This is a genomic window from Variovorax sp. VaC1, from assembly GCF_043658315.1.
GTDB lineage: Bacteria > Pseudomonadota > Gammaproteobacteria > Burkholderiales > Burkholderiaceae_C > Variovorax.
On sequence record NZ_JBIGLT010000002.1, the window covers coordinates 803,843 to 823,296 of the forward strand.

Annotated in this window: 22 protein-coding genes; 9 read left to right on the forward strand and 13 right to left on the reverse strand. The window is 65.4% G+C overall.

Annotated elements, in window-relative coordinates:
- The 6 genes from ACGLHS_RS10715 to ACGLHS_RS10740 form a co-directional block, all read right to left on the reverse strand.
- Entirely contained in the window at positions 1-954 is a 954-nt protein-coding gene (locus ACGLHS_RS10715) for a ribonuclease Z (RefSeq protein ID WP_394479431.1), read from the reverse strand.
- A gap of 11 nt (positions 955-965) precedes the next feature.
- Complete coding sequence (locus tag ACGLHS_RS10720; protein ID WP_394479433.1) at positions 966-1,604, reverse strand: zinc-ribbon domain containing protein; 639 nt, start codon at positions 1,602-1,604, stop codon at positions 966-968.
- Between the two features lie 64 nt (positions 1,605-1,668).
- Positions 1,669-1,956, reverse strand: coding sequence for a hypothetical protein (locus tag ACGLHS_RS10725; RefSeq protein ID WP_394479435.1), 288 nt, complete (start codon positions 1,954-1,956; stop codon positions 1,669-1,671).
- 4 nt (positions 1,957-1,960) lie between these two features.
- On the reverse strand, positions 1,961-3,181 hold the full coding sequence (locus tag ACGLHS_RS10730) for an RtcB family protein (RefSeq protein ID WP_093246766.1): 1,221 nt from the start codon (positions 3,179-3,181) through the stop codon (positions 1,961-1,963).
- Positions 3,182-3,220: 39 nt separating this feature from the next.
- Positions 3,221-3,730, reverse strand: a complete 510-nt coding sequence (locus tag ACGLHS_RS10735; protein WP_394479437.1) for a hypothetical protein — start codon at positions 3,728-3,730, stop codon at positions 3,221-3,223.
- A gap of 321 nt (positions 3,731-4,051) precedes the next feature.
- Positions 4,052-5,203 (reverse strand): slipin family protein, encoded by a 1,152-nt coding sequence (locus tag ACGLHS_RS10740; RefSeq protein WP_394479439.1) that lies wholly within the window; start codon positions 5,201-5,203, stop codon positions 4,052-4,054.
- Between the two features lie 725 nt (positions 5,204-5,928).
- Here ACGLHS_RS10740 and rtcR point away from each other — a divergent pair.
- The 6 genes from rtcR (at position 5,929) to ACGLHS_RS10770 (ending at position 11,372) form a co-directional block, all read left to right on the forward strand.
- Positions 5,929-7,539 (forward strand): RNA repair transcriptional activator RtcR, encoded by a 1,611-nt coding sequence (gene rtcR / locus ACGLHS_RS10745; RefSeq protein ID WP_394479441.1) that lies wholly within the window; start codon positions 5,929-5,931, stop codon positions 7,537-7,539.
- Positions 7,540-7,555: 16 nt separating this feature from the next.
- Positions 7,556-8,416 (forward strand): 2'-5' RNA ligase family protein, encoded by an 861-nt coding sequence (locus ACGLHS_RS10750; RefSeq protein WP_394479892.1) that lies wholly within the window; start codon positions 7,556-7,558, stop codon positions 8,414-8,416.
- Positions 8,417-8,431: 15 nt separating this feature from the next.
- Complete coding sequence (locus ACGLHS_RS10755) at positions 8,432-9,001, forward strand: exonuclease (RefSeq protein ID WP_093246762.1); 570 nt, start codon at positions 8,432-8,434, stop codon at positions 8,999-9,001.
- Entirely contained in the window at positions 8,998-9,861 is an 864-nt protein-coding gene (locus ACGLHS_RS10760; RefSeq protein ID WP_394479444.1) for an alpha/beta hydrolase, read from the forward strand. The genes ACGLHS_RS10755 and ACGLHS_RS10760 overlap by 4 nt, the downstream gene beginning before the upstream one ends.
- A 14-nt stretch (positions 9,862-9,875) precedes the next feature.
- Positions 9,876-10,829 (forward strand): ornithine cyclodeaminase family protein, encoded by a 954-nt coding sequence (locus tag ACGLHS_RS10765; RefSeq protein WP_394479894.1) that lies wholly within the window; start codon positions 9,876-9,878, stop codon positions 10,827-10,829.
- 270 nt (positions 10,830-11,099) lie between these two features.
- Positions 11,100-11,372, forward strand: a complete 273-nt coding sequence (locus ACGLHS_RS10770; protein WP_093246759.1) for a hypothetical protein — start codon at positions 11,100-11,102, stop codon at positions 11,370-11,372.
- 46 nt (positions 11,373-11,418) lie between these two features.
- Here ACGLHS_RS10770 and ACGLHS_RS10775 read toward each other — a convergent pair whose 3' ends face one another.
- The 3 genes from ACGLHS_RS10775 to ACGLHS_RS10785 form a co-directional block, all read right to left on the reverse strand.
- Positions 11,419-12,147: a class I SAM-dependent methyltransferase gene (locus ACGLHS_RS10775; RefSeq protein WP_394479446.1), complete on the reverse strand. Its 729-nt coding sequence runs from the start codon at positions 12,145-12,147 to the stop codon at positions 11,419-11,421.
- Between the two features lie 119 nt (positions 12,148-12,266).
- Positions 12,267-12,692 carry a hypothetical protein gene (locus tag ACGLHS_RS10780; protein ID WP_093246757.1) on the reverse strand — a complete coding sequence of 142 codons (426 nt, stop codon included), beginning with the start codon at positions 12,690-12,692 and terminating at the stop codon, positions 12,267-12,269.
- A gap of 211 nt (positions 12,693-12,903) precedes the next feature.
- Positions 12,904-13,356, reverse strand: coding sequence for a carboxymuconolactone decarboxylase family protein (locus tag ACGLHS_RS10785; RefSeq protein ID WP_394479449.1), 453 nt, complete (start codon positions 13,354-13,356; stop codon positions 12,904-12,906).
- 285 nt (positions 13,357-13,641) lie between these two features.
- On the opposite strand from ACGLHS_RS10785, the gene ACGLHS_RS10790 reads away from it, so the two are divergent.
- Entirely contained in the window at positions 13,642-14,220 is a 579-nt protein-coding gene (locus ACGLHS_RS10790; protein WP_394479451.1) for a DJ-1/PfpI family protein, read from the forward strand.
- A gap of 75 nt (positions 14,221-14,295) precedes the next feature.
- Positions 14,296-14,718: a ribbon-helix-helix domain-containing protein gene (locus ACGLHS_RS10795; RefSeq protein ID WP_394479453.1), complete on the forward strand. Its 423-nt coding sequence runs from the start codon at positions 14,296-14,298 to the stop codon at positions 14,716-14,718.
- 59 nt (positions 14,719-14,777) lie between these two features.
- Here the strand turns inward: ACGLHS_RS10795 and ACGLHS_RS10800 are convergent, their stop codons facing one another.
- The 4 genes from ACGLHS_RS10800 to ACGLHS_RS10815 form a co-directional block, all read right to left on the reverse strand.
- Positions 14,778-15,776, reverse strand: a complete 999-nt coding sequence (locus ACGLHS_RS10800; protein ID WP_394479455.1) for a Bug family tripartite tricarboxylate transporter substrate binding protein — start codon at positions 15,774-15,776, stop codon at positions 14,778-14,780.
- 120 nt (positions 15,777-15,896) lie between these two features.
- Positions 15,897-17,102 carry a 3-oxoadipyl-CoA thiolase gene (pcaF, locus tag ACGLHS_RS10805; RefSeq protein ID WP_394479457.1) on the reverse strand — a complete coding sequence of 402 codons (1,206 nt, stop codon included), beginning with the start codon at positions 17,100-17,102 and terminating at the stop codon, positions 15,897-15,899.
- Positions 17,103-17,137: 35 nt separating this feature from the next.
- Entirely contained in the window at positions 17,138-17,791 is a 654-nt protein-coding gene (locus ACGLHS_RS10810) for a 3-oxoacid CoA-transferase subunit B (RefSeq protein WP_394479459.1), read from the reverse strand.
- The gene (locus ACGLHS_RS10815) at positions 17,788-18,489 is read right to left on the reverse strand and encodes a 3-oxoacid CoA-transferase subunit A (protein WP_093246749.1); all 702 of its coding nucleotides are present in this window, start codon (positions 18,487-18,489) and stop codon (positions 17,788-17,790) included. Before ACGLHS_RS10815 ends, ACGLHS_RS10810 begins: the two co-directional genes overlap by 4 nt.
- Positions 18,490-18,666: 177 nt before the next feature.
- Between ACGLHS_RS10815 and ACGLHS_RS10820 the strand changes: the two genes are divergently transcribed.
- The gene (locus ACGLHS_RS10820) at positions 18,667-19,452 is read left to right on the forward strand and encodes an IclR family transcriptional regulator C-terminal domain-containing protein (RefSeq protein ID WP_394479461.1); all 786 of its coding nucleotides are present in this window, start codon (positions 18,667-18,669) and stop codon (positions 19,450-19,452) included.
- The last annotated feature ends 2 nt before the right edge of the window (positions 19,453-19,454 follow it).

The window sequence follows — 19,454 nt, forward strand, 5'->3', positions numbered from 1 at the left end:
TCAGGCGCGGGTGACGGTCACATGGCCTGCACTGTCGAGCTCGAACACGTCGAGGTCATTGGCCAGGAAGGCGTTGCCGCGGTAGTGAGCCTGGGTCTCGGCCATCAGTTGCGTCATGCCTTCTTCGTTCTGGTGGCGCGCGCTGAAGTGCGTCAACACAAGGTTGGGTATTTCCACGGACTGCGCGAACTCGGCCAGCAAGCGCGCCGAGCTGTGCATCGGGCCGGGGCCGACCCTGTCGAGCACATCCTGCGTGTAGGTGGCTTCGTGCACCAGCAACTGCGCACCCTGGCAGGCGTCGCGCAGCAGCGCGGGCTCGGCGTTGTCACCGCCCATCACCGCACTCGCCGTGTCGATCTGCGTTTCCGCGAAATCGGCACTGCGCAGCACCGCGCCGTTGAAGGGCACGTCTTCGCCGGTCTGCAGTGCGCGCCATGCCGGTCCGGGCGGCAGGCCCGTGGCCTTGAGTGCATCGGTCTTGAGCCGCGTGCGCCGGGTTTGCACCTGCACGCGATAGGCATGGCTGGGCACGCGATGGCGAAGCACGTGGCGCTCGATGCGCAGGCCCGGTGCCTCGTACACCAGCGGCTGCGTTTCGACATCCACGTGCTCGACCTCGTAGGGCAGGTGCAAGTCGGTCAACTGGCGCGTGGCCTGGAACCATTCCCACACCGGCAACGGCGCGACCAGCTTCAGCGGCTTCGTGCGCTTGCCCATGCCGGCGCTCGCGAGCAGGCCCGGCAAGCCATAGCAATGGTCGCCGTGGACATGCGTGATGCAGACGGCGGCCATGTCGTGCAGCGACAGCGGCGTCTGCAGCAGGCGGTGCTGCGTGCCTTCGCCGCAGTCGATCAGGAACCAGTCGGCGCCGAGCACCGTCTGCACGGCGAGACCGGAGACGTTGCGCTGGCGCGTGGGGGTGCCTGAAGAGGTTCCCAGAAAAGTCAGTTTCATCATCACTTCGATCACTCCCTGCGGATCAACGCGCACATCGCGGCATCGGCGGCGACGCGCTCCCAGCACCAGTATCGACGCCCACCCGCCGGGCGCGCCGCCACCATCGCCTTGAGCCTCTCGACCTGTTCAGCGTCACCCCAACGGGCCATCGTCTGGATCGCGACCACGCGCAGGCTCCACCATTTGCTTTGCAGCGCCGCTTCGACTTCGGCCACGGCCTTCTCGTTCGGCCTGGCTTGACCCAGCGCCCGAAGACGGTTCGTTTGCTCACCCAGAAGGTTCGCGCCCGGCCCGGTCGACCGCAACCGCTCCCGACGCACCCGACGGCATGCCAGGCAACGCACGGCACTGCTATCGATATGCCCGTGAGCAACCTCATACCACCACTTCTGCTGCTTCGCGGTCCACACTTCCTGGGCGCCGCAATCGCGGCACACGAAGGGCCGTGCGACATAGAAAACGGGCAGCGGCCCGTAGGTGTTGTGGTAGCGCAGGAGCACCGCCCGATCGGCCCGCTCCTGGTCCGGCAGATACGCCACGACCCTCGGCAACCGGGCGTCCGGCTCGAACGAACGTGTAGCCAGCGCCGCGGCGCGCTGGCGACGATGTGCCTTGATCTCGGCACGGCGTTGCTTGTTGCTCTTCATTTTTTTCAACCTTCGCAATGCGTTGCTACGAAGGCGGGCCGGATCTTCCGATGGCCTTCTATAGCTATAGCTCTTCCACTGTCACGACACCTTCGCCCGCAGCGAGTTGAACGATGCTGCCCAACACCTGTCGTGCAAAGCCGCTGTTCGCAAGCAGGCAGACCACAAAGCCATCGGCATCGATGCTGACCGAGGCCTGCGCCCATTCCGAAGACGTCGATGGCGGCGCCGGATAGAAATCCGCACGCTCGCCCTCGACGTTCAGATGGCCGCCGATGCCGGCCTTCCTGCAGATGCCTTGCGCGACATCGCGCGACGGCAAGGCGACCTTGACGCGGTACTCGATACCCATCGCGTCAACCCTTCACGCAGACGACCTGCTTGAGCGTGTAGACCACTTCCACCAGGTCCTTCTGCGCATCCATCACCGCGTCGATGTCCTTGTAGGCCATCGGGATCTCGTCGATCACGTCGGCGTCTTTTCGGCATTCGACGCCTTCGGTCGCCGCAATCTGGTCGGCGATGGTGAAGAGCTTCTTCGCCTTGGTACGGCTCATCTTTCGACCGGCGCCGTGGCTGCAGCTCATGAAGCTCTCGGGGTTGCCCTTTCCGCGCACGATGTAGCTCTTGGCGCCCATGCTGCCGGGGATGATCCCCAGCTCGCCGGCTTTGGCGCTCACCGCGCCCTTGCGGGTCACGAGCACGTCTTCGCCGAAGTGCGTCTCGCGGCTCACGTAGTTGTGGTGGCAGTTCACCGCTTCCACATGCGCCTCGAAAGGCTTGGTGATGACCTTGCGCGCGGCCGCGACCACGCGCTGCATCATCACTTCGCGGTTGGCACGCGCGAACTTCTGGGCCCAGCCCACCGCGCGCACGTAGTCGCCGAAGTACTTGGCGCCTTCCTCGAAGTACGCCAGGTCCTGATCGGGCAGGTTGCGCTGGTGCAGCTCGGCGTCTTTCTTCGCGAGTTCGATGAAGTGCGTACCGATGGCATTGCCCACGCCACGCGAACCCGAGTGCAGCATGAACCACACGGCGCCCGCTTCGTCGAGGCACACCTCGATGAAGTGGTTGCCCGTACCCAGCGTTCCCAGGTGCTTGTGGTTGTTCGTGTTCTTCAGGCGCGGGTAGTCCTCGCAGATCGCATCGAATTCATCCACCAGCGCAGACCAGGCCACGTCGGTTTCGTTCGGCGGCGTTTCCCACGAACCCTTGTCGCGGCCCATGCGCTTGGGGTTGCTTCCGTGCGGCACGGCCTTCTCGATCGCGGAACGCAGCGGGCCCAGGTTATCGGGCAGGTCGCGCGCGTTGAGCGTGGTCTTGCACGCCATCATTCCGCAGCCGATGTCCACGCCCACCGCAGCGGGAATGATCGCCTTGAAGGTCGGGATCACCGAGCCCACGGTCGCACCGATGCCGTAGTGCACGTCGGGCATGGCCGCGATGTGCTTGAACACGATGGGCAGGCGCGCGGCGTTCTCGAGCTGCTTCTGCGCTTCGTCTTCGACGGGCACGCCGTTCGTCCACATCTTCACGGGGACGCCGTTGGCCACTTCATGGAGCTTGTAGTTCGTCATTTTTCTTTCCTTCTCTCTGTCTCTCTGTTCAATCTCTGCTTACTTGCAAGAGGCCCAGGAGGCCCAGGGCCACTTCTTGAATGCCGCGATGAGTCCCTCGTACGTGCGGAGCGGAAAATCGTGCTCCACCCAAAGCTCGCGGTACTTCGCAAGCCCCACGTCCGCATAGATGCGCTCCAGGATCGCGTGGATGTTGCGCACCAGGTCCACGCGCCGGATGGTGCCGTGGTCCAGAACCTCGAAGTCGTCCATCGCGGTGATGCCCCAGCTTGCCCAATCGCGATAGCGGCGCAGCTCGAAAGCCAGGTCTTCCTTGTCGCCCGTCACAACGAGGTGGACTTCTCCGGGCTCGTCCATGAAGACCGCCGAGGCTTGCTGTGCACCCTTCACCAGATCGAGCCCCATGCGCGCCAGGTCGCCCAGCGAATCGTGCAGGTACGACACGGCAAAGTCCATCGGACCGGCATCGGCGCGAAAGCTCAGCGTGGCCCAGCCGGTACCGCTCAGTACGTAGGCGATCCGTTCGTGGGGGCGATCTTCTTCCAACATATCTTCTTTCTTCCGTTCAACGACAACAACGTTCGTTCATTGATTGATTGATTCATTCATTCGCAGATGGTGGACACGGCGGGATTCGAACCCGCATCAATACGGCGACCATGGTTCTTGAGTCCGATGGCCCAGTCGACGATTGGAAACGCGCGCCAGTGACAGACCCGTCATCGGAGCCAGCACCTGCATCCTCAACCTTGCTCGTCAACCGACTTTCCCGCCGTACCTGGTCTTACCCAGGCTGCCGGCAATTTCAAACATTTTTGGCAGTGGCGCTCCCTTCTGTGCCTGCGTGCCCTTGTCTCTTTCACTCAGGACTCAAGAACCGTTCGGCCGAAGCGTCACCAGTCCGTTGAGCACCTGGTCCAGACCGCCGACCACCGAGATCTTGTCGATCCGCTCAGCCACGCGCTCCAGCGTTTCCAGTTCCTTCATCCGCAATGCGACGGGGTTTCCCTCCATCACCTTGGCGGTGTTCAGCAGCGAGCGCGTGGCCGCGGTTTCCTCACGGCGACGGATCACGTTGGCCTGGGCCGACTTCTCGGCCTCGACCACCTGCGCGAGGATGGTCTTCATCTCGCCCGGCAGGATGATGTCCTTCACACCCACGCTCTCCAGTGCAATGCCCGAACCTTCCAGACGCTCGCGCACCTGCGCCAGCACCGTCTGGTCGATCGCCGCCTTGTTCTCCAGCAACGCGTCCAGCGTCTGCTCACCCACGGCCGCACGCAGCCCAAATTGCAGTTCGCGATACACATGCTCCGCCGGCTTCGGCATCTGCGCCATGGCCTGCCGCACATCAAGGAAGCGCCACACCGCCGACAAGTTCAGCCGCAGCCCCACCTTGTCGCGGGTCAGGATTTCCTGGCCGCTCACCTCGGCGATCTGCGCGCGCAGATCCACGCTGGTCACCGCCACCTGGCGGTTGAAGCGCCAGAAACCATGGTTCCCCGGCGGCAGCATCGCCTGCATCTGACCCTCGAGCATCAGCACGCCGGCATGAAATTCGGGCACCTGCACCAGCAGCACGCCGTCAAGTCCCTGCACCGCACGCGGACGCAGGGCCACGCTCTGCAGCTTCGCCAGCAGTTCGGCCGGCAGGCGCGCGTCGGCCGACACATCGATCACGTCGATGCGCTGCTCGCGCAGCCCACGCCAGTACAGCTTGCGCGTGGCGGGCGGCAGGATCTGCACCAGCACGCCGTCTTCATGGCGCAGGCCAACCTGCGTCTCGCCGAGCGACACCTGCACGAACTCGCGCTCGACCAGTTCGGGCTCGCGTGCCAGGAAGTAGTCGACCAGTTCGTGTTCGAACACTGGATCGGCAAGCGAGAAACGCTCCAGCTGCACGGTATCGAAGCCCGTGAACACGCGGTGCTTTCCCGGGCCAAGCAGTTGCTCGAAGTCGCCGTTGCGCAGCAGCAGCGCGCGTTCGTTCTTCTTGATGTTGATTTGTTGGAAGCCCAGCATTTTTGTTCTCTCCTCGTTGTGCGGTTTCGCTGTTCGTTTCGTTCGTTCGGTCAGTCAACAGACATTCATTCGTCATTCAATCCAGGCCCACAAAGGGCAGGCGGCGGACACTGCGGGAGTCAAGGCCTGTCGTGCAGCGGTCGCGCGGCTCGGGGAGTGCCTCCTGTCGTTGCATGTGCAACGTCCCCACTTCCCACGCCGTCGATGGCTGCACGCAGTTCCTTGCCACACACACGGTGCGCAAGCCGCCTGCGCTTGGCACGGTGTCGCGCGCTGCAGGGCCTCTTTGCCCTGCCCCACACGCTCCGGTGTGCCGGGGCGGGGAGCTTTCGCTCCATCAGATGGCGGTGCAAGCACCGCCGGGGTTTTTCGCGGGAATCGAACCCGCAACGCCGCGTGGTTAGCACGGTGCTCAACCTTGAGCGGAACTGAATCAAGTTCAGTTGCCCGACAGTTCAACAGCGACACACCGCGAACCCAAGACAGGATCTGATCTGCGGCGCCGGGCCGCTTTCATGCGGCACCTGTGAGCGGATGAACTGCATCCGGACGGGTTATCCATTGCAGCAGGCGTGCCAGCTCGCGCGGATGCATGCCAGAAAGCAGCTCGGATTAACCCAAGTCATTGATGTGCATTGGAAATTTCTTTTCCCAGCCATCTTTCGCTCTTGCTTCCATCTGCTAGCATTTCTTGAATTTTTATAAATTGAGCTAGTTTTATATCCATGAAACCCATCGTCGTCATCGGCTTCCTCGGCACCCAGCTCGATGCTGGCCAGGGCGCTGGCCGCTGGAACAAGTGGCGCCCCACGGTCTCGCTGGCCCAGCACGAGGACATGGTCGTCTCGCGCATGGAGCTGCTCTACACCTGGCGGCACAAGGCGCTGGCCGAAGTGGTCAAGGCCGACATCGTTTCCGTCTCGCCCGAGACCACCGTCAATCTCGTGCCGCTCGACCTTGCCGACCCGTGGGATTTCGGCGAGGTCTACACGCGCCTGTACGACTGGGCGCGTGCCTACACCTTCGACACCGAGCACGAGCAGTACTGGACGCACATCACCACCGGCACGCACGTCGCGCAGATCTGCATGTTCCTGTTGTCCGAATCGCGCGTGGTGCCCGGCGTGCTGGCGCAGACCTCGCCGCCCAAGCGGCAGCGCGAAGGCGAGGCCGGCAAGTGCACGCTGATCGACCTCGACCTGTCACGCTACGACGTGATCGCGCGGCGTTTCGGCGCCGAGCAGCGCGACGCGGTCGCTTTTCTCAAGAGCGGCATCGCCACGCGCAACGCGCGCTTCAACGCACTCATCGACGAGATCGAACGCGTGGCCGTGCGCTCGCGCGCGCCGATCCTGCTGGTCGGGCCGACGGGCGCGGGCAAGTCGTTCCTGGCGCGGCGCATGTTCGAGCTGAAGCAGGCGCGGCACCAGATGACGGGGCCGTTCGTCGAGGTGAACTGCGCCACGCTGCGCGGCGACGGCGCCGCGTCCACGCTGTTCGGGCACAAGAAAGGCTCTTTCACCGGTGCGGCGAGCGACCGGCCCGGGCTGCTGCGCACCGCACACCAGGGCGCGTTGTTCCTCGACGAGATCGGCGAACTGGGTCTCGACGAGCAGGCCATGCTGCTCAAGGCCATCGAAGAAAAGCGCTTCTTCCCCGTGGGGGCGGACAAGGAAGTGGAGAGCGACTTCCAGCTCATCGCCGGCACCAACCGCGATCTGCGCAGCGATGTGGCGCAAGGCCGCTTTCGCGAAGACCTGTTCGCGCGCATCAACCTCTGGACGTACGACCTGCCCGGCCTTGCGCAGCGGCCCGAAGACATCGAGCCCAACATCGACCACCTGCTGGCCATTCACGCCACCGAGAACCACCGCGTTGTGCGCTTCAACGCCGAGGCGCGCGCGGCCTACCTGCGCTTTGCGCAAAGCAGCGAAGCGGTCTGGAGCGGCAACTTCCGCGACCTCTCGGCCAGCGTGACGCGGCTGGCCACGTTGGCGGATGGCGGGCGCATTCCGGTGGCGCTGGTCGATGCGGAAATCGCGCGGCTGCGGTGGCTGTGGAAGCACGCGGGGCCGGTGGTGGCCGCGAGTCATGGCGACATCATCGACCTCGACGCATTGCTCGGCGACGAGCGCGCGGCTGCGCTCGATCTGTTCGACAGGTTGCAGCTCGAAGCCGTGGTGCGCGTCTGCCGGCAGTCGCGCAGCCTGTCGGATGCGGGCCGGCAACTCTTCCAGGCCTCGCGTGCGCAGCGCAGCGTGGTGAACGATGCGGACCGCCTTCGCAAGTACCTGGCGAAGTTCGGCGTCGAGTGGAGCCGCATCGCCGACGCCTGAGCTATCCTCCGCGCCGATGGCCATCTCCGCATTCGCAGTCAAGGTCCCGGCAGCCGAAGCGCTCGTGGGAGACCTGCGCCGCAGGTACGACGCCACCGTGGCGCTCGGCGTGCCGGCACACATCACCGTGCTCGTTCCATTCATGGACCCGGCGCTGATCACACCGGACGTGCTGGCGCTCGCACAGCGTGTGCTGGACCGCACGACTTCGTTCACGTTCTCATTGAGCGAGGTCGGGCGCTTTCCGGAAACGGCCTACCTCGCGCCGGAACCAGCCGAGCCATTCGTCGCGATGACCTTGGCGATGGCAGATGCCTTCCCCGGCTTCCCACCTTACGAAGGTGCGTTCGAAGGCGTGATCCCGCATTTGTCCGTGGCGCATGGCAACGCGCTCGATGCGGACGCGGCGGCCATCGAATTGCAGGCACGGCTTCTTGCGTCGGGCCCTGTGCATGCGACGTGCACAGAGGTCACACTGATCGAAAACTCTTCCGGTCGCTGGCAAGACCTGCATGTCTTCCAGCTTCCTCCTGCAGGAGCCCGAGCGATGCGCAACGTTCTCTTCATCTGCAGCCGCAACCAGTGGCGCAGCCCGACGGCCGAGCAACTCTGGCGCCGGCATCCGCTGATCTCGGCCCGCTCGGCCGGCACCAGCCCGAATGCGCGGCACCGCGTGTCCATCGACGACATCGAATGGGCCGATCTCATCCTCGTGATGGAAGAAAAGCACAAGTCGCGGCTGGTGGCCGAGTTCAAACGGACACTGGAACACAAGCCGATCCACGTGCTCGACATACCCGACGAATACAAATACATGGACCCGGCGCTGATCGAGGAACTCGAACGCTCGGTGCCATCGATTCTTGGAATCGACTGACAACATCAACAACACATGACAGAAACCTACATCAGCACAGACGTCGAATCCGACGGCCCCATCCCTGGGCCGCATTCGATGCTGAGCTTCGGCTCGGCCGCCTACACGGCGGACAAGCAACTCCTTTCCACGTTCAGCGCCAACCTGCACACCTTGCCCGGCGCCGAAGCCGACCCCAGAACCGCCGCATGGTGGAAGACGCAACCCGAGGCATGGGCCGCGTGCCGCTCGGACCTGCAGGACCCGGCGCACGCCATGAAGAACTACGTGAGCTGGCTCAAGGGCCTGCCCGGCCGGCCGGTGTTCGTGGCCTACCCTGCGGGCTTCGACTTCATGTTCGTCTACTGGTACCTCATCCGCTTCGCGGGCGAGAGCCCATTCAGCCACTCGGCGCTCGACATGAAGACGTTCGCGATGGCGATGCTGAAGATCGGCTACCGCGACAGCACCAAGCGCGCGATGCCGCGGCGCTGGTTCGACAAGCTGCCGCACACGCACGTGGCGCTCGACGACGCCATCGAGCAAGGTGCGCTCTTTTGCAACATGCTCGCGGAAAACCACGCGGCGAAGGCACAGCAGCCATGAGCATCGGCCACATCGTTCGCCGCTGGTGCAGGCTCGCGCTGTGCGCGGTGCCGTTCATGCTGGCCGGCTGTGTGCAGTCGATGTTCTATTACCCCGACAGCGTGCGCTACGAAACGCCCGATGTGCTGGGCCTGCGCTACGAGCCCGTGCAGTTCAACAGCGCCGACGGCACCCGCCTGAGCGGCTGGTTTCTTCCGGCGGCGGATCGCAAGAACCCGAAGGAGGCCAAGGGCACGGTGGTTCACTTCCACGGCAATGCGCAGAACATGAGCACGCACTGGCGCTTCGTGGCCTGGCTGCCGAAGCAGGACTACAACGTCTTCGTTTTCGACTACCGCGGCTACGGTGAATCGGCGGGCAAGCCAGAGCCCAAGGGCGTGTTCGAAGATTCCAATGCCGCGCTGAACTACGTGCGCTCGCGCAGCGACGTCGACCCCGAGCGGCTGTTCGTCTTCGGGCAAAGCCTGGGCGGCACCAACGCGATCGCGGTGGTGGGCTCGGGCAACCGCGCGGGCGTGAAGGCCGTGGCCATCGAGTCGACCTTCTATTCGTATTCGGCGATTGCCAACGACAAGCTGTCGGGCGCGGGCCTGCTGGTCAGCGACACCTACGCGGCGTCGAAGTTCGTCGCGGCGATCTCGCCGATTCCGCTGCTGCTGATCCACGGCACGGCGGACCATGTGATTCCATCCACGCATTCGCAACGCCTGCTGGCCGATGCGCGCGAGCCCAAGCGCCTGATCGAAGTACCGGGCGCCGGCCACCTCGAGCCGATGACGGCGCTGAGGTTCGGCCACACCTACCGGCAGGCACTGACCGATTTCTTCGAGGCCTCGATGCAACCGGCCTCGCAACAATGACGGCGACGACGCTGATGAAGCACTTCGATGAAGCCGCGACCCGCGCACCGCTGGACTTCGAACGGCTGGTGCCCGCATTGCGCGAGGCCTTCGCAGCCGAGGCACAGGTGCCGCCGCGCCACGTGCACAGCATCGAGACGACGGGCGCCGACCCGGGCGGCAAGGGCACCGTGCTCATCATGCCGGCGTGGAGCGACGCGGGCTTTCTCGGCATCAAGACCATCAACATCTTTCCCGGCAACAGCGCGCGCGGCCTGCCTGGGCTGCATGCGACCTATGTGCTGTACGACGCGCGCACCGGTGTGCCGCTGGCGATGATGGATGGCAACGAGATCACCGCGCGCCGTACGGCGGCCGCATCGGCGCTCGGCGCCTCTTTTCTTGCGCGCAAGGATGCGCGCCGCCTGCTGGTGCTGGGCACCGGCCGCATCGCGCGCATGCTGCCCGCCGCACATGCGAGCGTGCGGCCCATCGACGAGGTGTGGGTGTGGAACCACCGCACCGAAGGCGCCGAGGCGCTGGCCGCGCAATGGCGCGCCGAAGGCTGGAATGCGCGGGCTGCCCCGGATCTCGAAGCAGCTGTGCGCGAGCACGCCGACATCGTGAGCTGCGCCACGCTGGCCACCGCGCCCCTGGTGCGCGGCGAATGGCTCGCGCCGGGCTCGCACCTCGACCTGATCGGCAGCTTCACGCCCGCGATGCGCGAGGCCGATGCGCAGTGCTTCGTTGGCGCACGCACCTATGTCGACACGAACGAGGCCCTGCAGAAATCGGGCGACCTGCTCGACGCGATGGCTGCCGGCACCCTGCACGCGCAAGACGTTCAGGGCACGCTGGCCGAACTGTGCCGCGGCGAACGCGCGGGCCGCGCGGACGATGAAGAGCGCACCGTGTTCAAGGCGGTGGGCAGCGCGCTCGAAGACCTGACGGCCGCCACGCTGGTGTGGAAAAGCGCGGACCCGACCTGAGCGTGGCCAGTGCCGCCCGTGCACCTCTTGAGGGTTAGTCCCAATCGTTGTTTCACCTAGGCAGCCCGATTTACGGACCATGCACAGGGGAAACTCGACGCATGGCGCCCGCCACCGAAGAGCGGCCCTGGTTTGTTCATGGCACGGAACTTGAAAGCCACGAACCAGGAACCGACTTCAGGCGAGAGACGCATACGTCATACGGCGGATAGCGCTGCTCCCCCGACTGCCAGTAACCTGCAAACGCGATGAATACCGAGGGCCAGCCGCATGCTCACCATCCTTCAAAAAGCCAGCATCCTCAGCAAGGTGGGATTCGACGTACCGGCCCGCCCGGACGACGATCTCTCGACCAATGCCGTCATCGGCTCTTCCGTGAAACCCGAGGGCATTTCCCAGAAGGCGCATGACTGGGCCAAGGCCATCGAGACCCTGTACGTGGCCTACGTCGCGACCCGCGCCGCCAAGAGCCTGCGAGACGCCGAGGAAGTACGACAAACCGCCATGCTGCAACGGCTTTCGTCCCAGGCCTACGCCGCCTGAGCCCTTCTTTGCTGTGGCCGCCCTTCGGCAGCGAGTGGGCGCGGCGCTAGCGGCTCGCGCTCACCAGCAGCATCATCGGCCGCTCGCGCTCTTCGGCCAGCGACGGCACCGCCGCAACCTGCGCGTCGGTCGGGCCCCACTCCTGCACGTGATCGATGTGAAAGCCCGCGCGCACCAGCGTGTTCAGCAAGGTGCCCATGGTGCGGTGCTGCTTGATGACGCCTTCGGCCAGCCAGTTCGTGGTGCGTGGCCCTTCCATCTGGTAGCTGTCGAGCGGCCATGACTTGCGCCCCTGGGCGTCGGTGTGCCAGCCCGGGTTGCGGGGTGCCATGAAGATCGGGTGCTCGATCGAAAACACCAGCCGGCTTCCGGGCACCAGCGCGGCATGCACCGTGTCCAGCAATGTGCCGAGGTCTTCGATGTAGTGAAAGGCGAGCGAGCTGTAGGCGAAGTCGATCGACTGCGGTGGCAGCGCCAACGCATCGAGATCCGCACGCACATAGGAAATGGCGCTGTCCGCGCCGAAGGCCTGGGCCTTTTCGAGCATGCGTTGCGACACATCGAGCCCGAGCACCGAGGCCGCCCCTTGCGTGCGCGCCCATCGGCAGAACCAGCCAAGGCCACAGCCCAGGTCGGCCACCCGCAGGCCTTGCAGGCGCGGCACCAGCGCACGCAGCGCGGGCCATTCGGGCGCGCCGTCGAGCCCATGCACGGAGCGCGGCAGTTGCTGGTAGCCCTCGAAGAAAGCGGGCGTGTCGTAGATGTTCTGGGCCATGGGGAGTCCTTGCTGTGCAGCAGCTCCATTATTTCCCTGGCCCGGGCGACGACGCGCCCTTCTCAGCACCGGAAGAGCGGCCTGCGCAGCCGCTCACGCCCCGGTGTTGATTTGCTTGCTTACTTGCCTTGGGCGGCGGTCAGCGCCGGGTTCTGCATGGTCGAGATCACCTTGCTGTTCACGCGCGAGCCGCTGGTCACGTTCTGGTCGGGTGCGGCGGCGGTGGCCACGGCTTCCTGGTAGACCTGTGCCGGATCGCGGCTGGACGTGAACGGATCGGCACCGCGCGAGCCGCGCGTCACGTTCTGGTTGGGGGCGTGCGCCGTCTCGACGGCCTGCTTGTAGACGGCTTCCGGATCGGCCGTGGAGGTGAACGGATCGGCACCGCGCGAGCCGCGGGTGACGTTCTGGTTCGGTGCGTGGGCAGCGGCAACGGCTTCGGCCTGGACGGCTTCGCGGGTGCGGCCGACGGACTGCTGGGCCTGGGCGGAAGCGACGGCCAGAACGGCGAATGCGGCGGCGAGGGCGAGCTTGGAGGTCTTCATGTTCGTGTCTTTGAGAGTTGTCTGGAGGGTTCGTCCGAGGATGCGGGAAAACCCTTAGCGAGGTTAGTGACCGCAAAAGGCAGTTCTGTGACGGCCCTCAGCGGCACTGGGCTGCCGCTGCATGTATCAACGCCCCGCATCCGCTTCTGTTAGGGCGACCACGCGCCCGTCTCTCCCGTCTCTCAAAGGTCCGCGCGCGCGATTCCGGGGCTCAGGCCTTGGCCGCGGCCGGGGTCACGCGAAACGAGATCCCGAACCGGTTGAAGGCATTCATCAGGCCGATGGCATAGGTGAGATCGGCAAGCTCCTTGTCGCCGAACTCTGCGGTGGCAGCCGCGTAGTCCGCATCGGGAACGCCCGTTTCCGCCACACGGGTGACGGTTTCGGCCCAGGCGAGCGCGGCGCGTTCGCGGCGGCTGAAGAGTTCGCCGGCCTCGCGCCACACGGGCACCAGCACGAGCTTATCCACCGCGAGGCCGGCCTTGAGCAGATCGCGCGAATGCATGTCGATGCAATAGGCGCAGCCATTGATCTGCGAAACCCGCAGGTACACGAGATCGACCAGCTGCTTGGGAAGGCCGCTTTTCTGGAGGGCGACGTACACCCCGCCGAAAGCCTTGTAGACCTCGGGAGACGCCTGGGTGTAGTCGATGCGATGGCTCATGAAAAATCCTTTTTCTACGTGGAGCGTGCCGATTGGAAAGGACCTCATCGTGCAGGATCCTCGTCCCATGCAGAAGAGCCAAGATCGTTGTTTTGCTCTGGGCCATGTTCTTTCCGCACCGGTTCTCGCCGCCACGCTCGTCCTCGACAGCCCACAGTCACAGCCGGCTGCTACCCACTGCATGCCCGCGCTTCGAATAATGCAAACACGGTCGGCGCATGCCTCGACGCACTCCCAATCGCGCACGAACCGGCTTTCAACTTCACTCCGAAGGAGACAAACGAAATGGCTCGCAAGATCCTGATGCTCTGCGGCGACTATGGCGAAGACTACGAAACCATGGTGCCCTTTCAAACCCTGCTCGCCGTGGGCCACACGGTGCACGCCGTGGCACCCGACAAGAAGGCCGGCGACTGGGTGCACACCGCCATCCACGACTTCGAAGGCGCGCAGACCTACAGCGAGAAACCGGGCCACCGCTTCACGCTGAACGCCAACTTCGCCGACGTGCGCCCCGAGGCGTATGACGCGCTCGTCATTCCCGGCGGACGTGCACCCGAGTACCTGCGCATGCACAGCCGCATGGTCGAGATCACACGGCACTTTCTCTCGGCCGACAAGCCCGTGGCGGCCGTCTGCCACGGCGCGCAACTGCTCGCGGCCACGGGGCTGCTCAAGGGCCGCAAGGTCTCTGCATATCCGGCCTGCCAGGTCGAGGTCGAGCTGGCGGGTGCCGAGTACATGGGCATTCCGGTCGACCAGGCCGTGACCGATCGCAACCTCGTCACCGCGCCGGCATGGCCCGCGCATCCGGCGTGGCTCGCGCAGTTCCTGGTGGTGCTGGGCACGCGCATCGCGCACTGACCGAGCCCCACGGCTCGACGGGCGGCGCTACAGTGCGTGCGTCGCCCATCTCACCCCGAAAGAAGGAGGCCGCCCATGTGCGAAGTCTTCATCAGTGCCGACCCGCAAAGCTACGACGCGCGCACGCGCTCGGTGCGGTTGCACGGCGTCGTGACCAGCATCCGGCTCGAGAACCTGTTCTGGCAGGTGCTGGAAGAGATCGCGCAGCGCGACGGCATGGTCGTGGTGCAGCTCATCGAGCGGCTCTACGACGAGCTGGTCGCGGCACGCGGCGAGGTCGGCAACTTCGCGTCGTTTCTTCGGGTGTGCGCCTTGCGCTACGAGGCGATGGTGGCGCAGGGGCGGATTCCGGCCGATACGTCGGTGGCGATCCGCTCGCTGGATGCGAAGGCGGTGCTGCACGAACTCCCCGAAGGCTGGGGACGGTCGCAGCAGCAATTGCCGTCCACCAAGAACAGCGTGCGCCCGTTCCGCACCGCGGCGCAGCGGCAGGCGTGAAGAAGGCCTGAGGGCCGATCCGGCTCGACGGCCTCGCGCCCTGCCGCCGCCGATCGCGCTCAGTCCAGCGAAACGTTCGCCTTGCGGATCACGTCGGTGAACCGCGTCGTCTCGCTCGCCACGAACTGGTCGAACTGCGGCCGAGTGGTCGGGAACGGCTCATACCCGAAGCTCTTGAACTTCTCCAGCACGTCGGGTTCGGCCAGGCCCTTCTCGATGTCGCGCTTGATCTTCTCGGTGACCGATGCGGGCAGGCCCTTCGGCACGGCGATGGCGTTCCAGCCGATCACCTCGAAGCCCTTGGGGCCACCCGATTCGCCGACGGTCGGCACGTCGGGGAATGCGGCCACGCGCTGCGGTGCCGCGGCCGCCAGAAAGCGCAACTTGTTCGCGCGCTGCAGCGGGCCGGCCGTGGCGCTGGTACCCAGTGCAAAGGCCAGCTCGCCGGTTGCGACCGAGGTGTAGAGCTGCGTGGTTTCCTTGTAGACGATGTGCTCCATCTGCGTGCCGGTGGCCGACTCGAAAAGCTCCGAGCCCAGGTGCACCGGGTTGCCGACCGACCATGAGCCGTAGTCGAGCTTGCCGGGGTTGGCCTTGGCGTCGGCGATCAGGTCGCCGATGGTCTTGTACTTGCTGTTCGTGGCAACGGTGAAGAAGAAGTAGGTCTTGAAGAGCGGCAGCAGCGCGTCGAAGTCCTTGCCGGTGTCGTAGGGCAGCTTCTTGAACAGCGCGGGGTAGGCGGCCAGGTGCACGTTGTCGAGCACGATGATGTCGTGGCCGTCTTTCGCACCGCGCTTGAAGGCGTCGATGGCGATGAAGCCGTTGCCGCCCGGACGGTTCTCGACCACCACGGGCTGGCCCCAGGCGCGCGAGAGCTTGTCGGCCACGAGGCGAGCCACGCCATCAGGGCCGCCACCCACCGGGAACGGCGTGATGATGCGCACCGGCTTGGTAGGAAAGGCTTGTTGCGCCGATGCGGTGGCAGGCACCAGCGCGGCGGCGGCAAGCGCCAGCGCGGCCAGGCCGACACCGCGGCGCGTTGTCTTGGTCTTCTTCATTCTCTGATCCTCTTCTTTCGATCCTCTTGTTTGAAAAAAAGCCATCGGGCCGCTGTATGCGCGGCTTCCGATGGCTTGTTTGCTGGCTTCTTTTTGTTGTCGTGTGTGGGTGCTGCGGCGTCAGACGCGTTCGAGAATCACCGCGATGCCTTGGCCCACGCCGATGCACATGGTGCACAGCGCGTAGCGGCCGCCGCCCTTGTGCAGCTGGTTGACGGCCGTGGTGGCCAGTCGGGCACCGCTGGCGCCGAGCGGGTGGCCCAGCGCGATGGCGCCGCCGTTGATGTTCACGCGCGCGTCGTCGTCCTTCAGGCCCAGCAGGCGCAGCACGGCAAGGCCTTGCGCCGCGAAGGCTTCGTTGAGTTCGATGACGTCGATCTGGTCGATGGTGAGGCCCGTGAGCGCCAGCACCTTCTGCGTGGCGGGCGCGGGGCCGATGCCCATGATGCGCGGCGCAACGCCGGCGGTGGCCATGCCGACCACGCGGGCGCGCGGCGTGAGGCCATGCTTGGCGGCGCTGGCTTCGTCGGCCAGCAGCAGCGCGCAAGCGCCGTCGTTCACGCCGCTGGCATTGCCGGCCGTCACGGTGCCGTCGGGGCGCACCACGCCCTTGAGCTTGGCCAGCGACTCCATGCTCGTCTCGCGCGGATGCTCGTCCTTGTTGACGATGATCGCGTCACCCTTCTTCTGCGGCACGCTCACGGGCACGATCTCGGCGTCGAAGAAGCCCGACTTCTGCGAGGCCACTGCGCGCAGCTGCGAATTCAGCGCCATCAGGTCTTGCGCTTCGCGCTCGATCTTGTAGTCGGTGGCGACGTTCTCGGCCGTTTCGGGCATGGAGTCGACGCCGTACTGCGCCTTCATGAGCTTGTTGACGAAGCGCCAGCCGATGGTGGTGTCGTACACCGCGTTGTTGCGGCTGAAGGCGCTCTCGGCCTTGGGCATGACGAAGGGTGCGCGGCTCATGCTTTCGACACCGCCGGCGATCATCAGGCCCGCTTCACCAGCGCGAATCGCGCGTGCCGCCGTGCCGACCGCGTCGAGGCCCGAACCGCACAGGCGGTTGATGGTGGCGCCGCCGAGTTCGATCGGCAGGCCCGCCAGCAGCGCCGACATGCGCGCGACGTTGCGGTTGTCTTCGCCAGCCTGGTTGGCGCAGCCGTAGAGCACGTCGCTCACGGCCTGCCAGTCGACGTTCTTGTTGCGTTCCATCAGCGCGCGCAGGGGCACGGCGCCGAGGTCGTCGGTGCGCACGCTGCTGAGCGAACCGCCGTAGCGGCCGAAGGGAGTGCGAACGGCGTCGCAGATGAAGGCTTGCTTGGTCATGGTGTGTCTCTTCTTGGTGGCTTGGATGGAGTCAATCAGGCGGCGATGGGCAGGCCGACGAGCTTTTCGAGTTCTTCGCGGGTCAGGCCCTCGACGAGGTCGACCAGCTTCAGGCCCTGCGGCGTGCATTCGAGCGTGGCGAGGTCGGAGTACACGCGCTTGACGCAGCCGATGCCGGTCAGCGGATAGGTGCATTCCTGCACCAGCTTGCTGGCGCCCTGCTTGGTGAGCAGGTCCATCATCACCCAGGTCTGCTTGGCGCCGATGGCCAGGTCCATTGCACCGCCGACGGCGGGAATGGCGTCTTTCTCGCCGGTGTGCCAGTTGGCAAGGTCGCCGGTGGCCGACACCTGGAAGGCGCCGAGCACGCAGATGTCGAGGTGGCCGCCGCGCATCATCGCGAAGCTGTCGGCGTGGTGGAAGAACGCGCCGCCCGGCAGCAGCGTGACGGGCTGCTTGCCGGCGTTGATGAGGTCGTAGTCTTCTTCGCCGGCCTCGGGCGCGGGGCCCATGCCGAGAATGCCGTTCTCGCTTTGCAGGATGACCTCGCGGCCCTGCGGCAGGTGGTTGGCCACCAGCGTGGGCTGGCCGATGCCGAGGTTGACGACGGCGCCGTCGAAGATGTCCTGCGCCACGCGGGCGGCGAGCTGGTCCTTGGTGCGACGTGTGTACGTGGTGGTCATGGTCATGCTGCCTTCTTGAAGCCACCCGCTTGCGTGGCGACACGTTCGATGCGCACCACCTGGTGCACGAAGATGCCCGGGGTCACGATGGTCTCGGGGTCGAGGGTGCCGAGTTCGGCGATGTCGTGCACGGTGGCGACGGTCTTCTTCGCGGCCATGGCCATCACCGGGCCGAAGTTGCGCGCGGCCTTGCGGTAGACCAGGTTGCCCCAGCGGTCGCCACGCTCGGCCTTGATGAGCGCCACGTCGCCGTGGATGGGGTACTCGAGCACGTACTGCTTGCCGTCGATCTCGCGGGTTTCGCGGTTGCCTGCGAGCTGCGTGCCGTAGCCGGTGGGGCAGAAGAAGGCACCGATGCCGGCGCCCGCCGCGCGGATGCGCTCGGCCAGGTTGCCCTGGGGCACGAGTTCGAGTTCGATCTTGCCGCTGCGATAGAGCCCGTCGAACACCTGGCTGTCGGCCTGGCGCGGAAAGCTGCAGATGATCTTGCGCACGCGGCCGGCCTTGAGCAGCGCCGCAAGCCCGGTCTCGCCGTTGCCCGCGTTGTTGTTGACGACGGTGAGGTCTTTGGCGCCCTGCTCGACGAGGCCGTCGATGAGTTCGCCGGGAATGCCGGCGGTGCCGAAACCGCCGATGAGAACCGTGGCGCCGTCTTGGATGCCTGCGAGGGCATCGGCGACCGAGCGCGCGATCTTGTTGATCATGAAGCTTGTCTCCGGAAGTGAAGAAAGAAACCGAACTGTCGAGCCACCCGATTGCCTGTGGCACGCGTGAGCAAACGGTCTGTCTGTCCGAGCCATCGGGTCGATTCTGCGAATCGCCAAATTGTTCGTCTAAAGAACATTTGTTCGTATAATGAATTTTAAAGAGGATCGCTCACCATGGCAACCCAGACGACATCACCCGACACACCCGCCCCCGGCGACAGCTACGTGCAGTCCTTTGCACGGGGGTTGCAGGTGATCCGTTCGTTCAGCGCGAGCGCACCGCGCCAAACGCTGAGCGAAGTGGCGGCCGGCAGCGGGCTCACGCGGGCGGGCGCGCGGCGCATCCTGCTCACGCTGCAGACGCTGGGCTATGTGGTGACCGACGGCAAGCTCTTCACGCTCACGCCGCGCATCCTCGACCTGGGCTTTGCCTACCTGTCGTCGATGCCCATCTGGAACCGCGCCGAGCCGGTGATGGAAGCGCTGGTGCAGCAGGTGCAGGAGTCGTGCTCGGCGGCCGTGCTCGACGCGACCGACATCGTCTACGTGCTGCGCGTGCCGACGCATAAGATCATGCGCATCAGCCTGGGCGTGGGCTCGCGCCTGCCCGCTTACTGCACCTCGCTCGGGCGACTGCTGCTGGCCGACCTGGAAGACGACGAAGTGCGCGCGCGGCTCGAAGCCTCGAACATCGAGGCGCTGACCAAGCACACGGTGACCGACATCGATGCGTTGATGGCCAAGGTGGCCCAGGCGCGCAAGCAGCAGTGGTGCCTGGTGAACCAGGAACTCGAAGAAGGGCTGATCTCGGTGGCCGCGCCGATCATCAATGGCCAGGGGCGCATGGTGGCCGCGCTCAACATCAGCGGGCAGGCCAATCGCACGAATGCGAAGGTGATGCAGGAGACGATGCTGCCGGCGCTGATCGATGCAGCCAGGCAGGTGTCGCGGCTGCTTTAAAC